Annotated in this window: 25 protein-coding genes and 1 riboswitch; of the genes, 16 read left to right on the forward strand and 9 right to left on the reverse strand. The window is 69.9% G+C overall.

Features of this window, described 5'->3' with window-relative positions; translation table 11 throughout:
* Positions 1–10: 10 nt before the first annotated feature.
* Positions 11–559 (reverse strand): TetR/AcrR family transcriptional regulator, encoded by a 549-nt coding sequence (locus tag BJQ94_RS17535; RefSeq protein WP_265398300.1) that lies wholly within the window; start codon positions 557–559, stop codon positions 11–13.
* Between the two features lie 53 nt (positions 560–612).
* On the opposite strand from BJQ94_RS17535, the gene BJQ94_RS17540 reads away from it, so the two are divergent.
* Positions 613–1,329, forward strand: coding sequence for an MBL fold metallo-hydrolase (locus BJQ94_RS17540; RefSeq protein ID WP_265398301.1), 717 nt, complete (start codon positions 613–615; stop codon positions 1,327–1,329).
* A gap of 16 nt (positions 1,330–1,345) precedes the next feature.
* Here the strand turns inward: BJQ94_RS17540 and BJQ94_RS17545 are convergent, their stop codons facing one another.
* Positions 1,346–2,227 carry a helix-turn-helix transcriptional regulator gene (locus BJQ94_RS17545; RefSeq protein WP_265398302.1) on the reverse strand — a complete coding sequence of 294 codons (882 nt, stop codon included), beginning with the start codon at positions 2,225–2,227 and terminating at the stop codon, positions 1,346–1,348.
* Between the two features lie 149 nt (positions 2,228–2,376).
* Here BJQ94_RS17545 and BJQ94_RS17550 point away from each other — a divergent pair, with 149 nt between their 5' ends.
* Complete coding sequence (locus BJQ94_RS17550; protein WP_265398303.1) at positions 2,377–3,390, forward strand: zinc-dependent alcohol dehydrogenase family protein; 1,014 nt, start codon at positions 2,377–2,379, stop codon at positions 3,388–3,390.
* Positions 3,391–3,442: 52 nt separating this feature from the next.
* Complete coding sequence (locus BJQ94_RS17555; RefSeq protein WP_265398304.1) at positions 3,443–4,669, forward strand: MFS transporter; 1,227 nt, start codon at positions 3,443–3,445, stop codon at positions 4,667–4,669.
* A 14-nt stretch (positions 4,670–4,683) separates the two neighbouring features.
* On the opposite strand, the gene BJQ94_RS17560 is transcribed toward BJQ94_RS17555, so the two are convergent.
* Positions 4,684–6,216 (reverse strand): MFS transporter, encoded by a 1,533-nt coding sequence (locus tag BJQ94_RS17560; protein ID WP_265398305.1) that lies wholly within the window; start codon positions 6,214–6,216, stop codon positions 4,684–4,686.
* 132 nt (positions 6,217–6,348) lie between these two features.
* Between BJQ94_RS17560 and BJQ94_RS17565 the strand changes: the two genes are divergently transcribed.
* The 5 genes from BJQ94_RS17565 to crcB all read left to right on the forward strand — a co-directional run bounded on the left by BJQ94_RS17565 (position 6,349) and on the right by crcB (position 9,319).
* Positions 6,349–6,993 (forward strand): TetR/AcrR family transcriptional regulator, encoded by a 645-nt coding sequence (locus BJQ94_RS17565; protein WP_265398306.1) that lies wholly within the window; start codon positions 6,349–6,351, stop codon positions 6,991–6,993.
* A 95-nt stretch (positions 6,994–7,088) separates the two neighbouring features.
* Positions 7,089–7,616 carry a universal stress protein gene (locus BJQ94_RS17570; protein ID WP_265398307.1) on the forward strand — a complete coding sequence of 176 codons (528 nt, stop codon included), beginning with the start codon at positions 7,089–7,091 and terminating at the stop codon, positions 7,614–7,616.
* A gap of 10 nt (positions 7,617–7,626) precedes the next feature.
* Positions 7,627–7,699, forward strand: a riboswitch (Fluoride riboswitch).
* A gap of 56 nt (positions 7,700–7,755) precedes the next feature.
* Complete coding sequence (locus tag BJQ94_RS17575) at positions 7,756–8,496, forward strand: 2,3-bisphosphoglycerate-dependent phosphoglycerate mutase (RefSeq protein ID WP_265398308.1); 741 nt, start codon at positions 7,756–7,758, stop codon at positions 8,494–8,496.
* Positions 8,496–8,945, forward strand: coding sequence for a CrcB family protein (locus tag BJQ94_RS17580; protein ID WP_265398309.1), 450 nt, complete (start codon positions 8,496–8,498; stop codon positions 8,943–8,945). Before BJQ94_RS17575 ends, BJQ94_RS17580 begins: the two co-directional genes overlap by 1 nt.
* Positions 8,942–9,319 carry a fluoride efflux transporter CrcB gene (gene crcB / locus BJQ94_RS17585; protein ID WP_265398310.1) on the forward strand — a complete coding sequence of 126 codons (378 nt, stop codon included), beginning with the start codon at positions 8,942–8,944 and terminating at the stop codon, positions 9,317–9,319. The genes BJQ94_RS17580 and crcB overlap by 4 nt, the downstream gene beginning before the upstream one ends.
* Here the strand turns inward: crcB and BJQ94_RS17590 are convergent.
* Positions 9,316–10,218 carry a LysR substrate-binding domain-containing protein gene (locus BJQ94_RS17590; protein WP_265398311.1) on the reverse strand — a complete coding sequence of 301 codons (903 nt, stop codon included), beginning with the start codon at positions 10,216–10,218 and terminating at the stop codon, positions 9,316–9,318. The two genes, crcB and BJQ94_RS17590, sit on opposite strands and share 4 nt — an antisense overlap.
* A 138-nt stretch (positions 10,219–10,356) precedes the next feature.
* Here BJQ94_RS17590 and BJQ94_RS17595 point away from each other — a divergent pair, with 138 nt between their 5' ends.
* The 3 genes from BJQ94_RS17595 to BJQ94_RS17605 all read left to right on the forward strand — a co-directional run bounded on the left by BJQ94_RS17595 (position 10,357) and on the right by BJQ94_RS17605 (position 15,647).
* On the forward strand, positions 10,357–13,833 hold the full coding sequence (locus BJQ94_RS17595) for a bifunctional proline dehydrogenase/L-glutamate gamma-semialdehyde dehydrogenase (protein ID WP_265398312.1): 3,477 nt from the start codon (positions 10,357–10,359) through the stop codon (positions 13,831–13,833).
* Between the two features lie 125 nt (positions 13,834–13,958).
* Positions 13,959–14,384, forward strand: a complete 426-nt coding sequence (locus BJQ94_RS17600; protein WP_265398313.1) for a YciI family protein — start codon at positions 13,959–13,961, stop codon at positions 14,382–14,384.
* 27 nt (positions 14,385–14,411) lie between these two features.
* The gene (locus BJQ94_RS17605; RefSeq protein ID WP_265398314.1) at positions 14,412–15,647 is read left to right on the forward strand and encodes an RNA polymerase sigma factor; all 1,236 of its coding nucleotides are present in this window, start codon (positions 14,412–14,414) and stop codon (positions 15,645–15,647) included.
* Positions 15,648–15,669: 22 nt separating this feature from the next.
* Here the strand turns inward: BJQ94_RS17605 and BJQ94_RS17610 are convergent, their stop codons facing one another.
* The 4 genes from BJQ94_RS17610 to BJQ94_RS17625 form a co-directional block, all read right to left on the reverse strand.
* Entirely contained in the window at positions 15,670–16,506 is an 837-nt protein-coding gene (locus tag BJQ94_RS17610) for an ABC transporter permease (protein ID WP_265398315.1), read from the reverse strand.
* Positions 16,503–17,465, reverse strand: coding sequence for an ATP-binding cassette domain-containing protein (locus BJQ94_RS17615; RefSeq protein ID WP_265398316.1), 963 nt, complete (start codon positions 17,463–17,465; stop codon positions 16,503–16,505). Before BJQ94_RS17615 ends, BJQ94_RS17610 begins: the two co-directional genes overlap by 4 nt.
* A gap of 60 nt (positions 17,466–17,525) precedes the next feature.
* The gene (locus tag BJQ94_RS17620; protein ID WP_265398317.1) at positions 17,526–18,371 is read right to left on the reverse strand and encodes a DUF4097 family beta strand repeat-containing protein; all 846 of its coding nucleotides are present in this window, start codon (positions 18,369–18,371) and stop codon (positions 17,526–17,528) included.
* 77 nt (positions 18,372–18,448) lie between these two features.
* A complete protein-coding gene (locus BJQ94_RS17625) occupies positions 18,449–18,937 on the reverse strand; it encodes a histidine kinase (protein ID WP_265398318.1) in 489 nt (162 codons plus the stop codon).
* 107 nt (positions 18,938–19,044) lie between these two features.
* Here BJQ94_RS17625 and BJQ94_RS17630 point away from each other — a divergent pair, with 107 nt between their 5' ends.
* A complete protein-coding gene (locus BJQ94_RS17630; protein ID WP_265398319.1) occupies positions 19,045–20,142 on the forward strand; it encodes an alanine racemase in 1,098 nt (365 codons plus the stop codon).
* Positions 20,143–20,156: 14 nt separating this feature from the next.
* On the opposite strand, the gene BJQ94_RS17635 is transcribed toward BJQ94_RS17630, so the two are convergent.
* Complete coding sequence (locus BJQ94_RS17635; RefSeq protein WP_265398320.1) at positions 20,157–20,507, reverse strand: VOC family protein; 351 nt, start codon at positions 20,505–20,507, stop codon at positions 20,157–20,159.
* 101 nt (positions 20,508–20,608) lie between these two features.
* Here BJQ94_RS17635 and BJQ94_RS17640 point away from each other — a divergent pair, with 101 nt between their 5' ends.
* From BJQ94_RS17640 to BJQ94_RS17655, 4 genes are all read left to right on the forward strand, one after another.
* The gene (locus BJQ94_RS17640; RefSeq protein WP_110125328.1) at positions 20,609–20,845 is read left to right on the forward strand and encodes a helix-turn-helix domain-containing protein; all 237 of its coding nucleotides are present in this window, start codon (positions 20,609–20,611) and stop codon (positions 20,843–20,845) included.
* Positions 20,838–21,311, forward strand: a complete 474-nt coding sequence (locus BJQ94_RS17645) for a Clp protease N-terminal domain-containing protein (protein WP_265398321.1) — start codon at positions 20,838–20,840, stop codon at positions 21,309–21,311. Before BJQ94_RS17640 ends, BJQ94_RS17645 begins: the two co-directional genes overlap by 8 nt.
* Before the next feature lie 119 nt (positions 21,312–21,430).
* Complete coding sequence (locus BJQ94_RS17650) at positions 21,431–22,453, forward strand: ATP-binding cassette domain-containing protein (protein WP_265399049.1); 1,023 nt, start codon at positions 21,431–21,433, stop codon at positions 22,451–22,453.
* Positions 22,450–23,280, forward strand: coding sequence for an ABC transporter permease (locus BJQ94_RS17655; protein ID WP_265399047.1), 831 nt, complete (start codon positions 22,450–22,452; stop codon positions 23,278–23,280). The genes BJQ94_RS17650 and BJQ94_RS17655 overlap by 4 nt, the downstream gene beginning before the upstream one ends.
* Positions 23,281–23,321: the final 41 nt, after the last annotated feature.

The following is a 23,321-nucleotide window of genomic DNA, read 5'->3' on the forward strand; positions in this document are numbered from 1 at the left end:
CGGAGCCTGACTACGTCGTCGGCGCCACCGTGATCGCCGCGATCATTCTGGCCAGACCGAACTCCCACGCGCGCTCGACGTCCCCGCCGAGGTTGAAGCCCCCGTTCAGCTCCATGCTGATGAAGCCCGCGGCCCAGGCCGTCAGCGTGCGAGCCGCCTCGAGGGCGTGCTCCTCACCGGCAAGCTCGCCGGCGACGCGGAGAACAGCCGCACTCGCCGCGGCCCGATACTCGTCGCCGACGGCCGGAGTCCCCGTGCCCGGCGTCATGACCAGCTGGAACGCGGCGGGCCGCTCGTGGCCGAACGCGCGCACGCCATTCGCGAGTTCCTCAGCGCCGGCTGCGGCGTCGAGGCGCTCCGCGAACGCGGTCATCGTCGCTTCCGCCACCAGCTGGATCAGCTTCTCGCGACTGCGCACGCGCTTGTAGAGCGACGGCGCGCGCACCCCGACGCGCTGGGCGACCGCCTGCATCGTGACCCCCGCGAGCCCTTCCTGTTCGAGCAGGTCGGTCGCGGCGAGCACGATCGCGTCGAGAGAGGTACGTTCCGGGGTGGGCATGATCCCAGTATAGCTATTGACGATAGCCATCATGGCTATGTAGCATAGCCATCATGAAACTCGGACCCTCCCTCCACCGCATCGGCAACGACATCGTGGCCGTCTACCTCGTCGACACCCCGGAGGGGGTGACCATCATCGACGCCGGCCTCGCCGGCCAGTGGCGCGAGCTTCTCACCGAGCTCAGCGCCATGGGGCGCACCCTCGACGACGTGAAGGGCCTGATCCTCACGCACGGCGATTCCGACCACATCGGTTTCGCCGAGCGCCTGCGCCGTGACCACGGCGTGCCGGTCTACGTTCATCCGGCGGATGCCGACCGCGCGAAGGGCGGAAAGAAACCGACTACCACGAAACAGCAGATGAAGCCGGGCCCGGTCCTGGGGTTCGCGACCTACTCCCTGCGCAAGGGCGGCCTGCGCACCACCTACCTCACCGAGGTGGTGGAGGCCCACGACGGTGAGGTTCTCGACCTGCCCGGCCGGCCCCGGATCATCGCCCTGCCCGGGCATTCGGCGGGCAGCATCGCGATCCACGTTCCCGTCGCCGACGCCGTGTTCGTGGGCGACGGCCTCACCACCCGCCATGTGCTCACCGGTCAGGTGGGCCCGCAGCCGGCGCCGTTCACCGACGAGCCTGAGCAGGCAATCGCCTCACTGCGCGCGCTCCGCGCCACGGGTGCGACCTGGGTGCTGCCCGGCCACGGCGCCCCGTGGAACGGCGGCGTCGAGGCGGCCGTCACCGCGGTCGAGGAGGCGGCCAAGGCCTGATGTCAGGATTGCTGCGTCAGCTGGACGTCTGCTGCGGCTGCGCGACGCTCGTGGCGGCCCAGCTGGCCAGCAGCCTGAGTCGCTCGGCGCTGGCGGAACCAGGTTCGGCGGTGTAGATCATCAGCACGGAGCCGGGGTCGGCGGTGATGGCGAGCTCTTCATAGGCCAGCACGAGCTCCCCCACCACTGGATGGTTGAACCGCTTCGTGCCTGAGCCGTGGCTGCGCACGTCGTGAGCACCCCAGAGCTTCCGGAAGGTGTCGCTCAGGGTGGACAGCTCGCCCACGAGGTCCTGCAGGCCCTTGTCGTTGGGGTCCCGGCCGGCCTCGGCACGCATGATCGCCACACACATCCCGGCGAACACGTCCCAGTCCGGGTAGAAGTCGCGCGACGCCGGGTCGAGGAACTGGAACCTGGCGAGATTGGGCGTTCGCCCGCCATCGCCGATGAGGGGCGAGTAGAAGGCGCGCCCGAGCTCGTTGGTGGCCAGCAGGTCCTGGTGCTGATCACGCACGAACGCGATGCCCTCGGTGATCGAGCCGAGCACCCAGTGCAGGCTCGGCCGGCTCACCACGTTCTTCGTCGCGCGTCCGCGCGTGCGGCCCGAGAGGGGAATGCCATCCGCGGCGCGGGCGAGGGCGAACAGGTGCCCGCGTTCGGTGTCGTCGAGCTGCAGCGCCCGGGAGACGGCGTCCAGGACCGAGGAGGATGCGCCCGCGATGGCGCCCCGTTCGAGTTTCGCGTAGTACTCCACGCTGACGCCGGCGAGCGTGGCCACCTCGGTGCGGCGCAACCCCGGCACACGCCGGTTGGGCCCGGCAGGCAGGCCAGCCAGCTCCGGGGTGATTTTCGCCCGGCGCGACATGAGGAACTGACGCACTTCGGCTTGATTGTCCATAGCGACGAGCGTACGTCTCCCCGCCGCGGCGTGGGGTCCCCTACCGGTACACCCCTCGCCAGGGACTCCCCCCGCGGATGACGCGCCGGTGTACTGGATGACGAAGCAATCGCAGCTGTGAAATTGTGAAACCGTGAAGGAGTATCCACATGCGTGGAGTCATCATGTACGCCCCCGGCGACGTCCGGGTCGAAGAGCGTCAGAGCCCGACCATCATCAAACCGACGGATGCGATCATCCGGCTCACGGCGAGCTGCATCTGCGGGTCGGACCTCTGGCCCTACCGGGGCGTCGAGCCCGTCGACCACTCGGCCATGGGCCACGAGTACGTCGGCGTCGTCGAGGAGATCGGCGACGACGTGCGCACCGTCACGGTCGGCGACTTCGTCGTGGGGTCCTTCGTGCTCTCCGACAACACCTGCGAGATCTGCCAGGCCGGGTTCCAGTCCCGGTGCGTGCACGCCGAATTCGCCACCGGAATGCAGGCCGAGATGGCCAGGATCCCCCTCGCCGACGGCACCCTCGTCGCCACCCCCGGCATGCCCGACGCCGACCTGATCCCCTCGCTGCTCGCAGCCTCGGATGTGCTCGGCACCGGCTGGTTCGCCGCCGTCGCCGCAGAGGCCGGCCCCGGCAAGACCGTCGCGGTGGTCGGTGACGGCGCCGTCGGCCTGATGGCCATCCTGGCCGCGAAGGAACTCGGCGCCGAACGCATCATCGCCATGTCGCGTCACCCCGAACGGCAGAAGCTCGCCCGCTTCTATGGCGCGACCGACATCGTCGAGGAACGCGGCGACGCGGGCGTGGCGAAGATCAAGGAACTCACCGGCGGGCTCGGCGCGCACTCCGTGATCGAAGCCGTCGGCACCCAGGAGTCTTTCATGCAGGCCGTCGGCGCCACCCGCGGCGGCGGGCACCTGGGCTACGTCGGGGTCAACTACGACGTGCAGATCCCCGGCATCCAGCTGTTCTTCGCCGGAATCCACACCCTCGGCGGCCCCGCTCCGGTGCGCAGGTTCCTGCCAGACCTGATCCAGCGGATCTGGGACCGGTCGATCGACCCCGGCAAGGTCTTCGATCTCACCCTGCCGATCGAGCAGGCCGCAGAGGGCTACAAGGCCATGGACGAGCGCCGCGCCACCAAGGTGCTGCTCACCTTCTGACCTGCGTCAGACCGCCAACCGCCCGCCCTCACCGACGTCTTCAGGAGCACCAGTGCACACCACCACAACTGCGCCAGTGCGCGGTCAAGCTGGGACGACCCAGCGCCTGCCCGTTGTCACCCTGATCGTCCTGGCGGTGATCGGTTTCATCCTCGTGGCCATGGAGACCATGCCGGCCGGTCTCCTCCCGGTTATCTCCGCGGGCATGGGAATCGGTGAGGGCACAGTGGGCCTGTTCATCAGCGCGTACGCGCTCGGCACTGTCATCGCCACCGTGCCGGCCATCACACTGACTCGTGGCCTGCGCCGCAAACCGCTGCTGCTCTGCGCCCTGCTCGGTCTCATCGTGGCGAACAGCGCCACGGCACTCTCGAGCGACCTGGCGCTTTCGCTGGTGTCACGGTTCGTCGCCGGCTCGTTCTCGGGCATCATCTGGGGGATGCTCGCGGCCTACGGCCGCACGATCAGCCCCGCACGGTACGCGGGCCTGTCATTGGCGATCGTCTCCGCCGGGGCGCCCGTCGGCTTCGCCCTCGGCACGCCACTCGGGTCCTGGCTGGGAACCGCCTTCGACTGGCGATGGTCCTTCGGCGGTCTCACCGTGGTGGCGCTCGTCGCCGGCGCCCTGATTGCGCTGATCGCCCCGGATGCCGACGGGCAGACGGGCCGCTCGCGGCTTCCTGTTGCGCGCGTGTTCCGGCTTCCGGGAATTGCCGTGATCCTGGCAGTGATCTTCGCCTGGATGATCGCGCACAACACCATCTACACCTACATCGCCCCCTATCTACGAGCGACCAGCACCGGCCTCAGCGTTGACGTGTTGCTCTTCATTTTCGGCGTCGCGTCGATCGTTGGGATCGCCCTCACCGGGGCAATCCTCGACAGGCACCCGCGTGCGCTTCTGCACATCAGCGTCGCCCTGTTCGTTGCGGCCGCCCTCACACTCTGGGCCGCGCACGCGTCCACACCAGCGGTCGTCGCCGCGACCGTTCTGTGGGGCATGAGCTTCGGCGGCGCGTCCGCGCAACTCCAGTCGGCCCTCACCACAACGGCCGGCGCGGACGCGGATGTCGCGAACGCGTTCCTGCCCGTGGCATTCAACCTGGCGATCTTCGCCGCCGGGATTCTCGGCGCGGCACTCCTCACCGGATTCGACGGCCTGGTGCTGCCGGTTGTCATGATCGTCTTCGGCCTGATCGCGCTGCTCTTGACGTTCTACGGGCGGCGCTCGGCTTTCCAGGTGTCCCGCACTTTCAAAATCGGGGCGCGGGACACCTGACACTGCGGGTCTGATCAGTCGCGAGTCGTTTCGGCGGTGGTGTGGTGCGTGAGCGGGTGCAGCACGCTGACCTCGTCGGCCTCATCGGGGAAGTCCTGCACACCGAGGGCGAGGGCCTGCTGGCGACGCCTGCGCATGGACGGTGCGGCTACCGCGCCGACGATCGCGAGTGCGGCCACGCCGGTGCAGACCCAGAACCCGATGCTGAAGGCGTCATCGGTCGGCATCCCCTGGGGCGTGCTGTTCGAGGTGATCAGCGCCGCGATCACGGCCGTGCCCACGCTGCTGCCGATGGTGCGGGCGATGGTGTTGACGCCGATCGCCTCACCCGTCTGCGCGGCGGGGACGCTTTCGATGATGGCATTGGACGCCGTGGCCAGGGCCAGGCCGATGCCGGCGCCGGTGAACAGGCCGGAGACGACGACCTGCCAGATCTGGTCGTGCGCGATCGCGGGGATGATGAACGCGATGGTGACGAAGACACCGCCGAGGATCATCGGCGGCTTCGGACCGACCTTGCGCACCAGCATGCCCGCGAGGGGCCCGAAGACCACCATCATGAGCACGGTGGGCAGCAGGAACAGGCCGGCCTCGGACACCGATTTGCCGAAGCCGTAACCGGTCGCGGCCGGCAGCTGCAGCAGGGTGGGCACGAGCACGAAGGTGCCGAACATCGCGAAGCCGAAGATGAGGGCCACGATGTGCGCGGTCCACACGCCGCGCACCTTCATCAGGCGCATGTCGATGAGGGGTTCCTTCACCCGAAGTTCCACGAAGACGAACACCACCAGCGCCACGACTCCGAGGACGAGCAGCCCGATGGTCTCGGCCGAGTCCCAGCCCCAGTTGGCGCCCTCGCTGATGGCGAGGAGCAGTGCGATCAGGGCCACGGTGAGGATGAACGCGCCGAGCACGTCGAGGCGGCCCGGCGTCTTCACGGGTGACTCCGGCATGCCGAAGATCACGCCGAGCAGCGCGATGACGATGAGAACGAGCGGCAGCCAGAACAACCAGTGCCAGGACAGGTTCTCCACGATGGGTCCGGCGGCCACGATGCCGACGCCGGCGCCAACGCCGAAGATCGCCGACAGCAGGCCGATGGTCACGCCCACCTTCTCCCGGGGAAGTTCGTCTCGCACGATGCCGATCGACAGCGGCATGATGGCGCCGGCGGCGCCCTGCAGGGCGCGGGCGACGATCAGCACACCGAGGTTGGGTGCCAGGGCGGCGAGCAGGGTTCCTACGAGCAGGAGCGCGAGAACGATGATGAGGATCCGGCGCTTGCCGACCATGTCGCCCAGCCGTCCGAGGATCGGCGTGAGGACGGCGGCAGACAGCAGGTAGGCGGTGAGCACCCACGCGGCGTCGCCGGTGGTGACGCCCAGGTCGGCGCCGATCGTGGCCAGTGCGGGGGCCACGAGGGACTGCAGCACGGCGAATGACAGTCCGCCCAGGGACAGGAAGAGAACCAGGAGGGTGCTGTTGATCGTGCGGCCGGTGGCCGCGGGAACGGAGCCCGTGGCGGGTTCTCGAAGTGTTTGTGACATGAGTCTCCGGAGTAGATGTAAACAACTGCTGACTTAGGCACTGTAGGCGACGGGACCGGCCAAGTCAACATCTGTTTACATCGAGGAAACATACCTGTACCGTGGAAGGCAACCGGAGGGAATCCCCACACCATGCGCACACTGCCCGACGCTGATGCCGAGCACACCCCGGAGACCGAACCGACCGAGCAGACCGGCAGGTCTCGCGACGCCGGCGAGACCCGTCGCCTGTTGCTCAACGCCGCCCGCCGCCGATTCGCCCACGACGGCTACACCACCACCACTGTGCGCGACATCGCCGCGGATGCCGGCGTGAACGTGGCACTCATCAACCGGTACTTCGTTTCCAAGGAAGGCCTCTTCGAGGCCTGCCTCCGTCGGGTCGGCGAGGATCTGGGCCGCCCGGCCAACCAGGGTTCGACGGTGGAGCAGATCCTGGACAGCATGGTCCTCCGGCTCACCGACCTGCCCGGCGGCGACTACACCCTGCATCTGCTCCTACTGCTGCGCTCGTCCGGAGACGAACGGGCCGACCAGATTCGGCTCAGCACCCTGCGCTCGTTCACCGAAGGTATCGCCGCCGCCGCCGGCTGGCGCCCGGACACCCCCGACGACGGCCTCTTCCTCCGCGCCCAGCTCGCGCTGGCCGCCACCCTGGGAATCGTGCTGCTGCGCTCGTCCACCCGGCTCGAGCCCCTGGCCTCAGCGAGCGCCGACGACCTCCGAGCTCCCCTGGCCGGCGTCCTGGACGCGCTCCTCTCCCCCCGCGAGCCGTGACCTGAGCCCCGAAAACTCGCGCTTTTCGGGGTTCAACTCACGGGTCGCGGATGGGGGCCTACCGGAGTACGGGGTCTTCTGTCACTCTGTGCGCCATGAGCATCCGAACCCGTGTGGTGGTAGGCGTCTATCCCGGTCAGGCCGACGGGGTCGTGCTGCAGGCGGCGGTCTTCGCTGCGCGTTTTCACGCCGAACTGGTGTGCGCCTGGGTGGACCCCGGCCGGCACCCGCGGGCGGACCACGCCGACGCCCCGGCGGTCGGCCCGGTTGCCGATCCGCCCACGGACTCGCCCACGATCGGCACCCCGGCCACCCCGCGCGTCGCCCAGTTCAGCCCCTACCTCGCCGCCCACCTGGAACGAATCCTGGGCGGTCACGACATCGCCTGGAGCACCCACCAGCTCACCGGCGATCCCGCGAGGGCGCTCGGGCAGCTCGCCGAATCGCTCCGGGCGGCGATGATCGTGGTGGGCACGCGCGACGGCACCGTGCGCGGCAGCCTGCAGGAGTTCTTCGCCGGCTCGATCGCGATGAATCTGGCCCACCGGCAGAATCGGCCGGTCGTGGTGATCCCGTTGTCGCCGGTGTCGTTCGACGACGATCTGCCCTGGGAGTCCGACTGACCGGTGTACCCTTTTGCGTGGTGATGGATCCCACCTGAGCACCCGCTCGAACCGCCGATTGCGCTGATGGTTCCTACCGACTTCTTGGTCGCGCCGACGCCGGCCGACAAGACTGGTGGGTACGACTGGTGGGTGAGTGGTGACGAGCAGGCCGAGCGGCGGGTCCCTCGTTCTGCTGCGCCACGGCCAGAGCACCGCGAACGCCGCCGGCCTCTTCACGGGCATCCTCGACCCCGACCTGTCCGCATCGGGCGCCGACGAGGCTCGCGCCGCCGCCGCTCTGCTGCAGACCCACGACCTGGTGCCGGATGCCGTGCTCGTGTCCGAGCTGCGGCGCGCCGGCCGCACCGCGGCGATCGTCGCTGCCGCGCTGGGCCTGCCCGCGAGCACCGTGGCCACCGACTGGCGCCTGAACGAACGCAACTACGGCGCCCTCACCGGTCGGCACAAAGACGACGTGCGTGCCGAGGCCGGCGAGGCGCAGTTCCTTGCCTGGCGCCGCTCGGTCGATACCGCGCCGCCCGCCATGTCCGACGAGCAGTACGCCGGGTTCGCCGCAGCCGCCTTGTTCCGCGGCCTGCCCGCGCGGGCACTCACCCGCACCGAGTCACTGCGCGATGTGATGGCGCGGGTCGCCGAGTTCCACGCCGAGAGGGTGCTGCCGCTTCTCGCCGACGACCGCACGGTGCTCGTCGTCGCGCACGGCAACTCCCTGCGCGCGTACTGCGCCGTGCTCGAGCACCTCGACAAGACGGCCATCCACCGGCTCAACCTGCCCACCGGTCATCCGCTGGTGTACCAGGCCGGCGGCCGGCGCTACCTCGACGCCCCGCGCGCCGAGGCTGCAGCGCTCGCGCTCACGCTGGACGGCGGCACCTGATGGGCGCGCCCACCCGACCGGTGCACCTGCGCTGGCGCGCCCTCGCCCTCGTCTTCGCGGGCGGCACCGTGGGCACCGCGCTGCGGGAGATCTTGGCGATCTCGGTGCCTCCCGTGGCGGGGGTCGCCGTGGTCATCGTGGCCATCAACATCGTCGGAGCGTTCTTGCTCGGCCTGTTGCTGGAAACCCTGGCCCGCCGCGGCCCCGATGAGGGTCGGCGCCGGCAGCTGCGCCTGCTGCTGGGCACCGGGGTGCTCGGCGGCTTCACGACCTACAGCGCCCTGGCCACCGACACCAGCCTGCTGCTGGCCGACAACCGGCTGGGCACGGCCCTGCTGTATGCCCTGGGCACCGTCATCGTCGGCGCGGCCGCCTCCTGGGCCGGCATCGGCGCGGCCGGCGCCCTGCACCGTCGGCGACCGCGCCGCGGCGGGGCGGCCGCCTCGTGACCCCTCTGCTTTTCGTGGCCGTCGCCCTGGCCGGCGGCCTCGGCGCCGCGCTGCGCCTCCTGATCGACGGCCTCGTGCGCGCCCGCGTGCGCACCACCCTGCCCGTCGGCACCCTGCTCATCAACGTAGTCGGCTCCCTGCTGCTGGGCCTGATCACGGGGCTCACGCTGGCCCTGTGGTTGCCTGAGGCCTGGCATCTGGTTCTCGGCGGCGGCCTGATGGGCGGCTTCACGACCTTCAGCACCGCCAGCGTCGAGACCGTGCGCCTGGCGCAGGACCGCCGCTCACTCTCGGCCCTGGTCAACGGGTTGGGGATGCTCGTCCTCGCGGTGGGCTGCGCGTTCCTCGGCCTCTGGCTGGGTCTTCGCGCCTAGGCTCCTCGGGGCGAGCGCTGTTCCCGCGCCGCCCGCTCGAGCGCGCGCACCAGGGCGCTCGCGGCGGGCGAGCCGAGGCCGGCCTCGCGTTGCGCGGTGAAGATGGTGCGCCGCGGATTCCCGGGCAGGTCGATCAGGCGGCACGAGGTCTCCCGCCCGGTCCAGACCAGGTCGGGCATGAGCCCCACGGCGTTGCCTGATTCGATCAACCGGATCTGCGACTGCAGGTCGGCGGCCTCGTACCGCACATCGGGTTCGAACCCCGCCGAGCGGCAGGCCTGCTCAGCGAAGTGCCGGGAGGCGCTGCCGCGGGGCTCCATCACCCAGGCCCGTTCGCGCATGTCGGCCAGCGCCAGCCCGGCCGAGGCGTTCGGCACCGCGAGACGGATGGCGTCGGTCGTGAGATCCTGCCGGTCGAGGCCGGGCAGCCACGGCGCGGAGTGCGCCGGGTACTGCTCGGCGATGACCATGTCGAAGTCCCGGGCCCAGGTCTCGTGCAGCGCCTCCTCAGGTTCCTTCTGCACCATCTCGACCCGCACATCCGGGTAGTCCACCGACATCGCCTTGAGCGCGGACGGCATCAGCGCCAGGGCGGCGGACTGGAACACGGCCACGCGCACCCGGCCGCGCACGCTCGTGTGCGACGCCAGCAGTTCCGCCTCGGCACGTTCCAGGATGTTGGACAGCTCGTTCGCCGCCTTCACCAGGATCTCCGCCTGCGGGGTCAGCTGCACCCGGCGCCCGGACTTCCGCAGCAGAACGCTGCCGGTCTCCTTCTCGAGCAGACTCAGCTGCTGCGACACCGCGGACGGGCTGTAGGCCAGCGACTCGGCGACGGCGGCCATGGTGCCGCGGATCGCGAGTTCCCGCAGCAGGAGCAGTCGGTGCACGTCCAACACGGGGTCCGCCTCCCATCAGCACAACTTACGAATACAGGTTAGAAACGATCGCTTTTCTTGACGCTTCTTTCTCCGAATACTAGGTGAAGACCCACGGTCCTCGTCGCCGTCCGCCCCCGCGCACACCGAAAGATCGCCATGACCCTCCTCGCTGCAGCATCCGCTTCCGGTGCGTCCTCCCCTTCCACCGATTCCGTCGATCCCGATCTGAGCCAGGAGGCGATCGCCCTCGTGCGCCGGTGGCTGCGCGAGGCGTCGTCCGTCCCGGTCGACGCCTCCGGCGCCCAGCTGGCCGGAGTACTGAGGGACCCGCAGGGGCTCGATTTCACCGTCGGGTTCGTCGACGGCGTCGTGCGCCCCGAGGACCTCGCGGTGGCGGCCAGGACCCTGAAGTCGATCGCGCCGCGGGTGCCGGGCTTCCTCCCCGCCGCGCTGCGCGGAGCCGTCAAGGTCGGCGGCAGCATGGCACCGATCCTGCCCGGCGTGGTGGTGCCGATCGCCCGCGCGGTGCTGCGCAACATGGTCGGGCATCTGATCATCGACGCCACCGAGACCAAGCTCGGCCCGGCGATCGCGAAGATCAAGAAGGACGGCGTGCGGCTGAACGTCAACCTGCTCGGCGAGGCGGTGCTCGGCGCAGGCGAGGCCGGGCGCCGGCTCGAGGGCACGCACCGGCTGCTCGCTCGCGACGACATCGACTACGTCTCGATCAAGGTCTCCGCCACCGTCGCCCCGCACAACCCCTGGGCCTTCGACCGTGCTGTCGCCGACATCGCCCTGGAGCTCACCCCGCTCTTCGCCCGGGCGGCCGCCGCCCCTGTGCCGAAGTTCATCAACCTCGACATGGAGGAGTACAAGGACCTCGACCTCACCATCGCGGTCTTCACCAGCATCCTCGACCGGCCGGAGTTCCTCCACCTCGAGGCCGGCATCGTGCTGCAGGCCTACCTCCCCGACGCGCTGGCGGCGATGATCCGGCTGCAGGACTGGAGCGCCGCCCGGCGCGCCCGCGGCGGAGCCGGCATCAAGGTGCGGCTCGTGAAAGGCGCCAACCTGCCGATGGAGCAGGTCGAGGCGTCTGTGCACGGCTGGCCCCTGGCCACCTGGAACACCAAGCAGGACTCGGACACCAACTACAAGCGCGTGGTCGACTACGCCCTGCACCCCGAACGCATCCGCAATGTGCGCCTGGGCGTCGCCGGTCACAACCTCTTCGACGTCGCCTACTCCTGGCTGCTCGCGGGCCGCCGCGGCGTGCGCGCCGGCATCGAGTACGAGATGCTGCTCGGCATGGCGCAGGGCCAGGCCGAGGCCGTTCGCCGCGAGGTCGGTGCGCTGTTGCTCTATACGCCCGTCGTCTCGCCGACCGAATTCGATGTGGCGATCGCGTACCTCATCCGCCGCCTGGAGGAGGGCGCCTCCAGCGACAACTTCATGTCGGCGGTCTTCGAGCTGGACGAGAACGAGGCCCTGTTCGCGCGCGAGCAGGCGCGCTTCCTCGCCTCCATCGCCGCCCTCGACGGCCGGGTGCCGGCCACGCACCGGGTTGCCGACCGGTTCGCGGCCTCGCCGCGGCCCACGGATGGCGCGTTCGCGAACACTCCGGACACCGACCCGTCGGTCGCGGCGAACCGGGAGTGGGCGCAGGCGATCCTCGAACGGGTGCCCGCCTCCCGGCTCGGTCTGGCCACCGTCGAAGACGCCGGGGTGAACGACCCCGCCGAGCTCGACCGGATCGTGGCCGCCACCGCCGCGGCCGGCACCGCCTGGGGGCGGCTGCCCGGCGCCGAACGTGCCCGGCTGCTGCACCGCGTTGGCGAAGAACTCGAATTGCGTCGCGCCGACTTCCTCGAAGTGATGGCCGCCGAAGCGGGCAAAACCATCGACCAGGGCGACCCCGAGGTCTCGGAGGCCGTGGACTTCGCGCACTACTACGCCGACCTTGCCCGCGAACTCGACGACGTGGATGGCGCCACCTTCACCCCGGCCGCGCTCACCCTGATCACCCCGCCGTGGAACTTTCCCGTTGCCATCCCCGCCGGCGGCGCGCTCGCCGCCCTCGCCGCCGGGTCGAGCGTGATCCTCAAGCCGGCCGCGCTCACCGCCCGCTGCGGTGCGATCATCGCAGAGGCCATCTGGGCGGCCGGGGTGCCCGCCGATGTGCTGCGCTTCATCCAGCTGGACGAAGACGACCTCGGCGCCCGGCTCGTGGCGCACCCGCAGGTCGACAGGGTGATCCTCACCGGCGCCTACGAGACTGCCGAGCTGTTCCGCTCCTTCCGGCCCGACCTGCCGTTGCTCGCCGAGACCAGCGGTAAGAACGCGATCATCGTGACGCCGTCGGCCGACCTCGACCTCGCGGTCAAGGACGTGGTCTCCTCGGCGTTCGGTCACGCCGGGCAGAAGTGCTCTGCGGCTTCCCTCGTGGTTCTGGTCGGGTCGGTCGCAACCTCGACCCGGTTCCGCACCCAGCTGCTCGACGCGGTCTCCTCGCTCACGGTCGGCTACCCGGAGGACCCGGCCACCCAGATGGGCCCGATCATCGAACCGGCCGCCGGCAAGCTCCTCGCCGGCCTCACCACCCTGGGTGCCGGCGAACGGTGGCTGCTGCAGCCGCGTCGGCTCGACGACACCGGCCGCTCGTGGACGCCGGGCGTGCGCGACGGGGTCACCCGCGGCTCCGACTGCCACCGCACCGAGTACTTCGGCCCGATCCTGGGCATCATGACCGCCGCCACCCTCACCGAGGCGATCGCGATCGTCAACGACGTCGACTACGGGCTCACCTCGGGCCTGCACTCCCTCGACCCGGGCGAGATCGGCCAGTGGCTCGGCAGCATCCAGGCGGGCAACCTCTATGTGAACCGGGGCATCACCGGTGCCATCGTGCGCCGCCAGCCCTTCGGCGGTTGGAAGAAGTCCGCTGTGGGCCCCGGAACCAAGGCCGGCGGTCCGAACTACCTCATCGGCTTGGGCTCCTGGTCACCGGCCACGGCCGAGACGGGCGCGGACGTCACCGACCCGCGCGTCGCCCGGCTGCTCGCCGCGGCCCGTGCGGAGCTGCCCGCCGCCAACGCCGCCAGTATCGAGCGCGCCGCCCGCAGCGACGCGGCCGCCTGGGCCGCCAGGTTCGGATGCGCGGACGACGTCTCGCGACTGAGTATCGAGCGCAATGTGTTCCGCTACCTGCCCGTGGACAAGCCGATGCTGGTGCGCCTCGCCGCCGGCGGCACGGTCGGCGCGTTGGCCCGCACTGTCGCAGCAGCCGCGCTCACCGGCACGCACATCACGGTCTCGAGCAGCACGCCTCTCACGGCCAGGTTGGCGTCCGCCATCGGCGCGATCGCCGACGAGGTCGCCGTGGAAGACGACGAGGCCTGGAACCGGCGGGTGGTCGACGTCGGCGGCGGCCGGCTGCGGTTGCTCGGCGCGAGCGCCACCGCCGTCACGGCCATCACGGCCGTCACCGGCGGGCGGCCCGACCTCGCGATCTACGCCAATCCGGCCACGGAGTCCGGGCGGATCGACCTGCTGCCGTTCCTGCGCGAGCAGGCCGTGGCCATCACCGCGCACCGATTCGGCACGCCCAACCACCTCACCGACGACCTCATCTGAGTAACAGCGGTGGGCGCAGCCGGAATCTGCTTGAATTTCTTTCACGAGATTGTCGATCAGACGAGGCCCCGTTCGACGCGATAGTGAGGGGACGCATCCGGCGCCCCAGGAGTGAGGAGAATCCGATGAAGTACATGCTGATCATGCGAGCAACAGACGCCGCCCGCCAGGACTACGAGAAGGCGGACTTCACCGAGATCATCGAGAAGATGGGCGCATACAACGAGGCCCTGTTGAAGGCCGGCGTGATGCTCGCCGGTGACGGCCTCGCCGACTCGATGGCCGACAACTTCGTTGTGGACTTCTCCGCGGAGACCCCCATCGTGACCGACGGCCCCTACGGCGAAACCCACGAGCTCTTCAGCGGCTTCTGGATGATCCAGGTCGCCTCGAAGGAGGAGGCGGTGGAGTGGGCCAGCCGCTGCCCGCTCGGCCCCGGGTCGAAGCTCGAGGTGCGCCGGGTCACCGAGATGAGCGACTTCGGCGAGTTCGCCGACAACCCGGTTCTGCAGCAGCAGGAGACCTGGCGCGCGGAGAGCGGCCAGGTCTAGCGCGGCCACGGCGGGCGGGCCGGGGCCATGGCCGACGTGCGGAGGACCGTTGAGGCGGTCTGGCGCATCGAGAGCGCCCGGATCGTCGCCACGCTCGCCAAGATGACCGGCGACGTGGCTCTGGCCGAGGACCTCGCCCAGGAGGCCGTCGTGGACGCGCTCCGGCAGTGGCCGGAGTCCGGCATCCCCGAGAACCCGGGTGCCTGGCTCACGGCCGTGGCCAAGCGCAAGGCGATCGACACCTGGCGGCGGCGCGAGCGCCTCGATGACAGGTACCAGGCGATCGCCCACGACCTGGCGGCGAGCCCGAGCGTGGATCCGGCTGCCTGGCAGCCGATCGACGACGATGTGCTGCGCCTGGTCTTCATCGCCTGCCACCCCGTCATCGCCCGCGAAGCCCAGGTGGCGTTGACGCTGCGCATGATCGGCGGCCTCAGCACCGAGGAGATCGCGCGGTTGTTCCTGGTGCCGGTCGCCACCATCCAGCAGCGCATCGTGCGGGCCAAGAAGACCCTTACCGCCGCGAAGGTGCCGTTCGAGGTGCCGGACCCGAGCGAGTGGCGGGCCCGGATCGGCTCGGTGCTCGGCGTGGTCTACCTCATCTTCACCGAGGGCTACGCGGCCACATCCGGCGACACCTGGATGCGCACCGATCTCGCGAATGAGGCGCTCCGGCTGGGCCGGGTGCTGGCCGGTCTCACCCCGCGGGAGCCGGAGGTGCACGCGCTCGTGGCCCTGATGGAGCTGCAGGCATCCAGGTTCGCCGCCCGCGTGCGCCCGGATGGCACCCCCATCCTGCTGGCCGACCAGGACCGCGCCCGCTGGGATCGCGCGCAGATCGGTCGTGGCCGGGCGGCCCTCGCGCGGGCGGATGCGCTGGGCCGCGGTCGGGGCAGCTACGCGCTGCAGGCCGCGATCGCCGAGTGCCACGCCATCGCCCCGACCATCGACGACACCGACTGGGCCCGGATCGTGCTGCTCTACGAGGCCCTCGGCCGCCTCGCGCCGAACCCGGTCGTCGACCTCAACCGGGCCGTCGCGGTGTCGATGGCGACCGGGCCGGCATCCGCCCTGCGCATCGTGGAGGGCCTGGCCGCCGACGGCGCCCTGCGCGGCTCGCCGTTGCTGCCCAGCGTGCGGGGTGAGCTGCTGGCGCGGCTCGGCCGCGCCGAGGAGGCGCGCTCGGAGTTCGTCACGGCCGCGGGTCTCACCGCGAACACGCGGGAGCGCGGCGTCCTCCTCGCGAAGGCCGCCGCGCTCTGAGGCACCGTCTGTGCCGGTGGGCTCAGCGCACCGATTTGCGCTCGTACAGGGCCATCGACCAGACAAACCCACCCACCGCGATCACGATGCACCAGGCGATCGCGAACACCGGGCTCCAGCCGAGCGGGGTACCGAGCAGCAGCCCCCGGATAGTTTCGATGAACGGGGTGAACGGCTGGTAGTCCGCAAACCACTGCATCCACTGCGGCATCGAGTCGGTCGGCACGAATCCACTGCCGAGCAGCGGCAGGAGGGTGAGCAAGAGCGGCAGGTTGCTCGCCGTCTCAACCGATTTCGATTGCATGCCCATGCCCACCGCCAGCCAACTGATCGAATAGGAGATGAAAACGATCAACCCGGCGAAGGCGAGCCACTGGATCGGGCCGGCGGTGGGACGGAAGCCGATCAACAGGCCTACCGCGAGAACGAGGACGACCGCGATGATCGCCTGGATGGTGTTGCCGATCACGTGCCCGGCCAGCACCGCCGTGCGGGAGATGGCCATGGTGCGGAACCGGGCGGTGATGCCCTCGGTCATGTCCATCGAGACCGTGGTCGCCGTGCCGCCGGCGGTGCCCGCGATGGTGATGGCCAGGATGCCGGGCATGACGTAGGCGAGGTAGGCGTTCCGTCCGGCCGCCGGGTCCACACCGGGCAGCCCGGCACCGAGGGTGCCGCCGAAGACGTACACGAACAGCAGCAGGGCAACCACCGGTCCCACGATGGTGAACATCGACAGGCCCGGATAGCGCACCATGTGCAGCAGATTGCGGCGCAGCATGGTGATCGAGTCGGCCAGGACGTGCGACTGACGGCGGGCAACCGGCACACTCTGGCGCTGGGGGGCGATGGTGGTCATGACGGGGATCCTTTCGTGTCGGTCGGGCCGGATGGCTCCGTCACGCCGGTCAGGGCGAAGAACACGTCATCGAGGTCCGGGGTGTGGATGCTGAGATCGTCGATCTCGAGGTTGGCCGCATCAAGGCGATCGAGTACGGCGCGCAGCGTTCCGACGCCGCCGCCGCTGGGCACGGTGAGCTCGAGGGCGGCGTTGTCGCGCGCTGACTCGTCGAGCAGGCGGGCCGCGGAGTCGAGCGCCGCGGCATCGCGAAAGCGAAGCCGGATGTGGCCACCGGGCACGAGCCGCTTGAGCTCGTCGGGGGTGCCCTCGGCCACGATCCGGCCACCGTCGAGCACGGCGATGCGGTCGGCGAGCCGGTCCGCCTCCTCGAGGTGTTGTGTGGTGAGCAGCACGGTGCTGCCGTCTGCGACCAGGCCACGCACGATGTCCCACATCGTGTGGCGGCTGCGCGGATCCAGGCCCGTAGTGGGCTCGTCGAGGAAGATCACGCTCGGGGTGGCGACCAGGGTCATCGCGAGGTCGAGGCGGCGGCGCATGCCGCCGGAGTAGGTGGCGAGGGGCTTGCGGGCCGCTTCGACGAGGTCGAACTGCTCGAGCAGCTCGGCCGTGCGCGCCTTGGCGCGCTTCGGCGCGAAGTGGCGCAGCCGGGCCATCAGCAGCAGGTTCTCCTCGCCCGAGAGCAGGCCGTCGACGGCGGAGAACTGGCCGGTGAGGCCGATGGCGGCGCGCACGTCGTCGTGGTCGCGCACGACATCGCATCCGTTCACGAGTGCGGTGCCGCCGTCTGGCCGCAGGAGCGTGGACAGGATGTGTACGGTTGTGGTCTTGCCGGCGCCGTTCGGCCCGAGCAGCGCCGTGACGGTGCCCGCGCTCACGGAGAGGTCGATGCCGTCGAGCACGAGTGTGGAGCCGTAGGACTTGCGCAGCCCGTGGAGTTGGATCGCTGGGGTGTTCATGTTCGCCGTTCCCTTCTGGTGGATGACTGGATGGTGCGGGAGGTGTCAGTGCGGGAGGTGTCAGTGCGCGCGCTGCACGGTGATGTCGCCCCACTGGGTGCGGGCGCGCACGACGACGGTCTGTTCGGACGGGTCAGGGGCGCTGTCGGCGCCGAGCTGGTTGCGCACGTGGCCGTCTTTCGAGGCCAGGTCGAGCCAGGCGGGCACGCCTTGCCGCACCCCGATGGTGACCTGTCCGAAACCGCTCTCGACCTGGATGGAGCCGCTCGAGACGTCACGCAGTTGCATGCTGCCGTACGCGGTCTTGGCTGAGACGGAGGCGAGGGCCGTGGTGATCTCGAGGTCGCCGTAGGACAGCTTGGCGTCGAGGTCACCGCCGGATTCGCCGACCTGGATGCTGCCGTGCGAGGCCTTGAGGATCGAGTCTCCGGTCACGGTGCCGACCCGGATCTGACCGTGGTCGGCTGTGATCTCGATCGAGCCGTCGGCCGTGCCCAGGGTCACGTTGCCGTGGCCGGCCCGCAGCCAGAGGTCGCCTGTGGCGTCGACCTCGACGGGGCCGGTCGAGCTCTTGATACGGGTGGCGCCGAGGGCGCCGAGGGAGCGCATGCTGCCGGCGGCGATCTCGGCGGTGAGCCGCGAGCCCGTCGGCAGCTCAATGGTCACATCCACCGACTCGGTCGGCCCGATCCAGCTGAAGCGCGGCTTCGGTCCGGTGATGGTGAGCCGCCGGCCGTCGAACTCGACTCTGGTCTCCTCGGCGCCGCGGCGGTCGACGGGCTTCGCCGGGTTGGTCGGTAAGACAGTCACGACGGTGTCGGCCCGGTCACTGGCGATGACGTCGATGGCACCGACCGGCAGGTTGATGGCCAGGTCGATGGGGGCGGGGGTGGGGTAAGTAGGCATGCTGACGCTTCCCTTTCTGTGGGCTCGTTCGGTCAGCCCTGCGGGTGCGCGGGGCCGGTGGTGCCGGGATGGGTGCCTTAGCGCGCCCAGCCTGCGAAGTTGTCGCCGGTACGGAGCGTGCGCTGCGCCGACCGTCTCTGTTTGGGCTGCAGGGCGGCGGCGACCGCGCGCACCAGCCAGGTGTTCACCGAGAGTCCGTCGGCGGCGGCCGCGTCGTCCACCCGCGCTTTGAGGGCATCCGGCAAGCGAAGGGTGGTACGCGAGGTGCTCGCGTCGTCGAGATCGACGGATGCGGCGGGCCGTTCGTCGGTGTCCGGCTCGGTGTTGGGCAGGGTGACCACGAATTCGATCTCGCGCCCGCGCAGTCGCAGGTCGACCGATCCCGGTGCGAGGTCGCGGGTGATCTCGCCGGCCGCGGCAGACAAGACGTCGAGCAGCACGAGCCGGGTCGCAGAATCCAGGCCGGCGGCCAGCCGCTCGGCGGCGGCGCGGGTGTCGTCGGTGCCGTTCTCGGCGGCATCCACCAGCTGACGCTGCAGGTCGGTCACGTACTGTCCAAGTTCCATATCATCATCATGACACCACAGTGGTGTCACGTCAACGCCAAATGGTGTCATTTTTGCTGAATCGTGGTGTCAAGTCGGCGTGCCAGGCCGACTGCAAGACTGAGGGCATGACCGCCCGCGAACCCGACCGTCTCGCAGACCTGCCCACCCCGTCGCTCGTTCTCGACGAGACGCGGCTGGATCGCAACATCGCCACGATGGCCGCCTTCGCGGCCGAGCGCGGACTCGCCCTGCGACCACACGTGAAGACGCACAAGTCGGTGGAGATCGCCCGTCGGCAGGTCGCCGCCGGTGCCGCGGGCATCACGGTGGCCACGATCTCCGAGGCCGAGATCTTCGCCGCCGCCGGGTTCACCGACATCTTCATCGCCTACCCGCTCTGGCTCGACGCCGACAAGACCGCCCGGCTGCGGCGCTTGCTCGAAGCCCACCAGCACGGGGCCGATCCGCTGCTGATCGGGGTCGACTCGATCGAGGGTGCGGAGCGTGCCGCCCAGGCCGCCGCCGGGCTCCTGCACCGGCTTGCGGTGCTCGTCGAGGTGGACTCCGGGCACCATCGCAGCGGCGTCGAGGCCGACCAGGCGGGCACCGTCGCGGCCGCTGCGGTGAGCGTCGGCCTCGATGTGGCCGGGGTGTTCACCTTTCCCGGCCACAGCTATTCGCCGGAGGGACGCCGGTCGGCCGCGGGCGACGAGGGCCGCGAGCTGGCCTCAGCGGTCGCCGCTCTGGCCGCGGCCGGCGTGACCGCGCGCATTGTGAGCGGCGGCTCGACGCCATCCGCCGAATTCGCCGATGCCGGCGTGCTCACCGAGCTGCGACCCGGCGTGTACGTGTTTCGCGACGCCCAACAGTGGGAGCTCGGCATGTCCGGCCCCGACGACATCGCGCTCACCGTGCACGCCACGGTGGTCTCGCAACGGCGCGATCACCTCATCACCGATGCCGGCAGCAAGGTGCTCGGCGTTGACCGCGGATCGTTCTCGACCGGCTTCGGCCGCCTGCTCGACCATCCGGATGCGCGCATCACCGCGCTGTCGGAACACCACGCCACGATCACCCAGGTGGACCTGCCCGCCGGCAGCCGGATCACCGTCGTGCCCAACCATGTCTGCATCGCCGTCAACCTGGCCGACGAATACACGGTCGTGCGTGACGGCGCCGTCATCGGGCGCTGGCCCGTGGATGCCCGCGGCGCGAACACCTGAGCAGGGAAGCCGGATCAGGCGGGCTGCCACAGCTCGATGCGGTTGCCCTCAGGGTCGGTCACCCAGGCGAACCGGCCGATGCCGGGCATGTCCTCTGTCTCGTTCGCCACGTCCGCCCCGGCGGCGCGCAACTGGGCCACCATGGCGTCCAGGTCACGCACCCGGAAGTTGAGCATGGTCTGCTGGGTGCGCGAGCCGAAATAGTCCGTCTCCGACTCGAACGGCGCGAACACCGTCGGCCCGGCCTCCGACTCCCACAGCTCGCCGCCGGCGTCCAGGCCCAGGCAGTCCCGGTACCAGGCGATCAACGTCGCCGGGTCCGCGGCCCGCAGAAAGTACCCACCGATTCCCAGTACACGCTCCATGCCGACAGCATGGCATGCCAGAGGTGGACATCTCCAGGGCCGCCACAAGAAAATAAGCAACTTAAGTTGACTAATCGGGTGAAGCAACCTAAGTTGCTTATATGCCACCGATTACACCACCACCCACCGGAGGCCCGGCCGATGGCCTCGCCGCCGTGGTCGCCCTGCGTGAACTCGCCGACCGCATGGAAGACGCCGAAGTCGAGCGCGCCATGCGGGAGGGCTGGTCGTGGACCGAAGTCGCCCAGGCCCTGGGCGTGTCCCGCCAGGCCGTACACAAAAAACACTTGCGTCGGCTCATCGACGCCGGCATCGAATTGAGGAGACGAAATGGATGAGGACACCCTGCCGGTCGGCATGCGCGAACTCATGAACAGGGCCATCGACGAAGCCACCCGCAATGGGTCGGGCGCCGTGGAGGGTGAGCACGTGCTGCTCGCATTGCTCTCGGAACCCCGCAGCCCCGCGGCCCGCATCGCCGCTGACGGCGGGCTCGACCACGACGGGCTCCTGGAGGCGCTGCGCGCCGAACGGGTGCACAGTCTCAAGTCCGCCGGCATCACGGCGATCGACGCCAGCCGCCTGCAGTCCACGCCGCGCACCCGCCAACGCCCCACCTGGGGAGCCTCAATCCGCACCCTGATGACGGAGGCCCGCACGGCCAACCGCGGCCCCCGTCACCGCATGACCGACCAAGACATGTTCGTCGCGATCTTGCGCACCGAGCTCGGCACGGTGCCCAGGGCTCTCGACCTGGCCGGCATTGACCGGGCCGCGCTGATCACCCGGCTGAGCCAGGCCTAACCCGCGCGGCCGGCCGGCCGCGCCCGCCACCGCCGACAGACACCCCTGTCGCCGGGCTATTCGTCGCGCCCGCAGACCGGCCGCGTCGCCCCTCCCCACCACTCCCGAAAGGAATCCCCATGACCACCCCCTCCCCCGCCAGGCCCCGCACCGACTGGGCCATCGAAGCCACCGGCCTCGTCAAGACCTTCGGCGCCAATCGCGCCGTCGACGGTGTCGACCTCCGTGTGCGCACCGGCACCGTCTACGGCGTGCTCGGCCCCAACGGCGCCGGCAAGTCCACCACCATCAGCATGCTCGCCACCCTGCTGCGCCCCGACGGCGGCGAGGCCCGCATCTTCGGCCACGACGTGGTGAAGGAAGCGCAGATCGTGCGCCAACTCATCGGCGTGACCGCGCAGTTCGCCTCGGTCGACGAAAGCCTCAGTGCCACCGAGAACCTGGTGATCTTCGGCCGCCTGCTCGGGCTGAACCGTCGGGAAGCCGCCGCCAAGGCCACCGCGCTGCTCGAGGAATTCAACCTCACCGAGGCGGCCCGCCGGCCACTCAAACGGTTCTCCGGCGGCATGCGCCGCAGGCTCGACCTCGCCGCCAGCCTCATCGCCCAGCCACCGCTGATCTTCCTCGACGAACCCACCACCGGGCTCGACCCGCGCACCCGCACCCAGATGTGGGAGACCGTGCGCCGGCTGGTCGCCAACGGGTCGACCGTGCTGCTCACGACCCAGATGCTCGACGAGGCCGACCAGCTCGCCGACCGCATCGCCGTGATCGACCGTGGCCGGGTCGTCGCCGAGGGCACCGCCGATGAGCTCAAGGCCTCGGTGGGCACAGCATCCCTTCAGCTGCGTCTGGAAAACCCGGCAGACACCAGCGACGCTCTCCGCGCCATCCAGTCCGTGCTCGGCCACCCGGGCACCGCGGCACCGCAGGCCGGGCGCATCACCGTGCCGATGACGGATGTCGACAGGGTCACCGACCTGCTCCTCACCCTGCGCGACGCCGGCGTGCACCTCACCGAGATGAGCGTTCAGAAGCCCACCCTCGACGAGGTCTTCCTCACCATCACCGGGCGCGGCGTCGATGACGCGGCCTCGACCACCTCGACCACCCCCGACCACGAAGTGAGCGCCGCCGCATGAGCATCTCCACTGTCAGCACCTCAAGCATCACCCCCGGCCTCGACCGGCCCCTGAAAAACCGCAACAGCATCCGCCAGACCGTGAGCAACTCGCTCACCATGGCCTACCGCGGGCTGCTCAAGATCAAACGGACGCCGGAGCAACTCGTCGACGTGACCGTGCAGCCCATCCTGTTCACGGTGATGTTCACCGTGCTGTTCGGCGGCGCCATCTCCGGCGACATGGCCAGCTACCTGCCGCTGCTCATTCCCGGCATCCTGGTGCAGACCGTGCTCACCACCTCCGTCGTCACTGGCGTGCAGCTGCGCGAAGACATGGACAAGGGCGTCTTCGACAGGTTCAAATCGCTGCCCATCGCCCGCATCTCCCCACTGGTGGGAGCGCTTCTGGCCGACACCGTGCGCTACGCGATCGCGACCACCATCACCTGGATCGTCGGGTACGCCCTGGGCTACTGGCCCGAAGCCGGTCTCGGCTACGTCGTGCTCGCCTCGCTGCTGGTCATCGCCTGCGCCTGGTCGATCAGCTGGATCTTCGCGTTCTTCGGTGTGATCGCCCGCAGCGCTTCGAGCGTGCAGGGCATCTCGATGAGCGTCCTGTTCCCGCTCACCTTCCTCTCCAATGCGTTCGTGCCCATCGACACCCTGCCCGGCTGGCTGCAGCCGCTGGTGAGCCTGAACCCGATCTCGCACCTGATCACCGCGGTGCGCGGACTGGCCGACACCGGAACCGTCGGCATCGATGTGGTCCTCGCCCTCGTCGGCGCCGCCGTGATGGTACTGATCTTCGCCCCGCTCACCGTGCGCGCCTACATGCGCAAGGCCTGAGCATCCCGATAGGGAAGACTGGCACGACACCGATTTCGACA

The organism is Cryobacterium sp. SO2, assembly GCF_026151165.2.
In the GTDB taxonomy this organism is placed as follows: domain Bacteria; phylum Actinomycetota; class Actinomycetes; order Actinomycetales; family Microbacteriaceae; genus Cryobacterium.

Bases quoted from the DNA above. Each gene is read 5' to 3' on its own strand.
- BJQ94_RS17635 (WP_265398320.1), bottom strand. From the start codon at position 20,507: ATGGAGCGTGTACTGGGAATCGGTGGGTACTTTCTGCGGGCCGCGGAC.
- BJQ94_RS17540 (WP_265398301.1), top strand. From the start codon at position 613: ATGAAACTCGGACCCTCCCTCCACCGCATCGGCAACGACATCGTGGCC.
- BJQ94_RS17640 (WP_110125328.1), top strand. From the start codon at position 20,609: ATGCCACCGATTACACCACCACCCACCGGAGGCCCGGCCGATGGCCTC.
- BJQ94_RS17600 (WP_265398313.1), top strand. From the start codon at position 13,959: ATGAAGTACATGCTGATCATGCGAGCAACAGACGCCGCCCGCCAGGAC.
- BJQ94_RS17625 (WP_265398318.1), bottom strand. From the start codon at position 18,937: ATGGAACTTGGACAGTACGTGACCGACCTGCAGCGTCAGCTGGTGGAT.
- BJQ94_RS17545 (WP_265398302.1), bottom strand. From the start codon at position 2,227: ATGGACAATCAAGCCGAAGTGCGTCAGTTCCTCATGTCGCGCCGGGCG.
- BJQ94_RS17630 (WP_265398319.1), top strand. From the start codon at position 19,045: ATGACCGCCCGCGAACCCGACCGTCTCGCAGACCTGCCCACCCCGTCG.
- BJQ94_RS17565 (WP_265398306.1), top strand. From the start codon at position 6,349: ATGCGCACACTGCCCGACGCTGATGCCGAGCACACCCCGGAGACCGAA.
- BJQ94_RS17605 (WP_265398314.1), top strand. From the start codon at position 14,412: ATGGCCGACGTGCGGAGGACCGTTGAGGCGGTCTGGCGCATCGAGAGC.
- BJQ94_RS17560 (WP_265398305.1), bottom strand. From the start codon at position 6,216: ATGTCACAAACACTTCGAGAACCCGCCACGGGCTCCGTTCCCGCGGCC.
- BJQ94_RS17535 (WP_265398300.1), bottom strand. From the start codon at position 559: ATGCCCACCCCGGAACGTACCTCTCTCGACGCGATCGTGCTCGCCGCG.
- BJQ94_RS17620 (WP_265398317.1), bottom strand. From the start codon at position 18,371: ATGCCTACTTACCCCACCCCCGCCCCCATCGACCTGGCCATCAACCTG.
- BJQ94_RS17610 (WP_265398315.1), bottom strand. From the start codon at position 16,506: ATGACCACCATCGCCCCCCAGCGCCAGAGTGTGCCGGTTGCCCGCCGT.
- BJQ94_RS17655 (WP_265399047.1), top strand. From the start codon at position 22,450: ATGAGCATCTCCACTGTCAGCACCTCAAGCATCACCCCCGGCCTCGAC.
- BJQ94_RS17645 (WP_265398321.1), top strand. From the start codon at position 20,838: ATGGATGAGGACACCCTGCCGGTCGGCATGCGCGAACTCATGAACAGG.
- BJQ94_RS17550 (WP_265398303.1), top strand. From the start codon at position 2,377: ATGCGTGGAGTCATCATGTACGCCCCCGGCGACGTCCGGGTCGAAGAG.
- BJQ94_RS17595 (WP_265398312.1), top strand. From the start codon at position 10,357: ATGACCCTCCTCGCTGCAGCATCCGCTTCCGGTGCGTCCTCCCCTTCC.
- BJQ94_RS17615 (WP_265398316.1), bottom strand. From the start codon at position 17,465: ATGAACACCCCAGCGATCCAACTCCACGGGCTGCGCAAGTCCTACGGC.
- BJQ94_RS17580 (WP_265398309.1), top strand. From the start codon at position 8,496: ATGGGCGCGCCCACCCGACCGGTGCACCTGCGCTGGCGCGCCCTCGCC.
- BJQ94_RS17570 (WP_265398307.1), top strand. From the start codon at position 7,089: ATGAGCATCCGAACCCGTGTGGTGGTAGGCGTCTATCCCGGTCAGGCC.
- BJQ94_RS17650 (WP_265399049.1), top strand. From the start codon at position 21,431: ATGACCACCCCCTCCCCCGCCAGGCCCCGCACCGACTGGGCCATCGAA.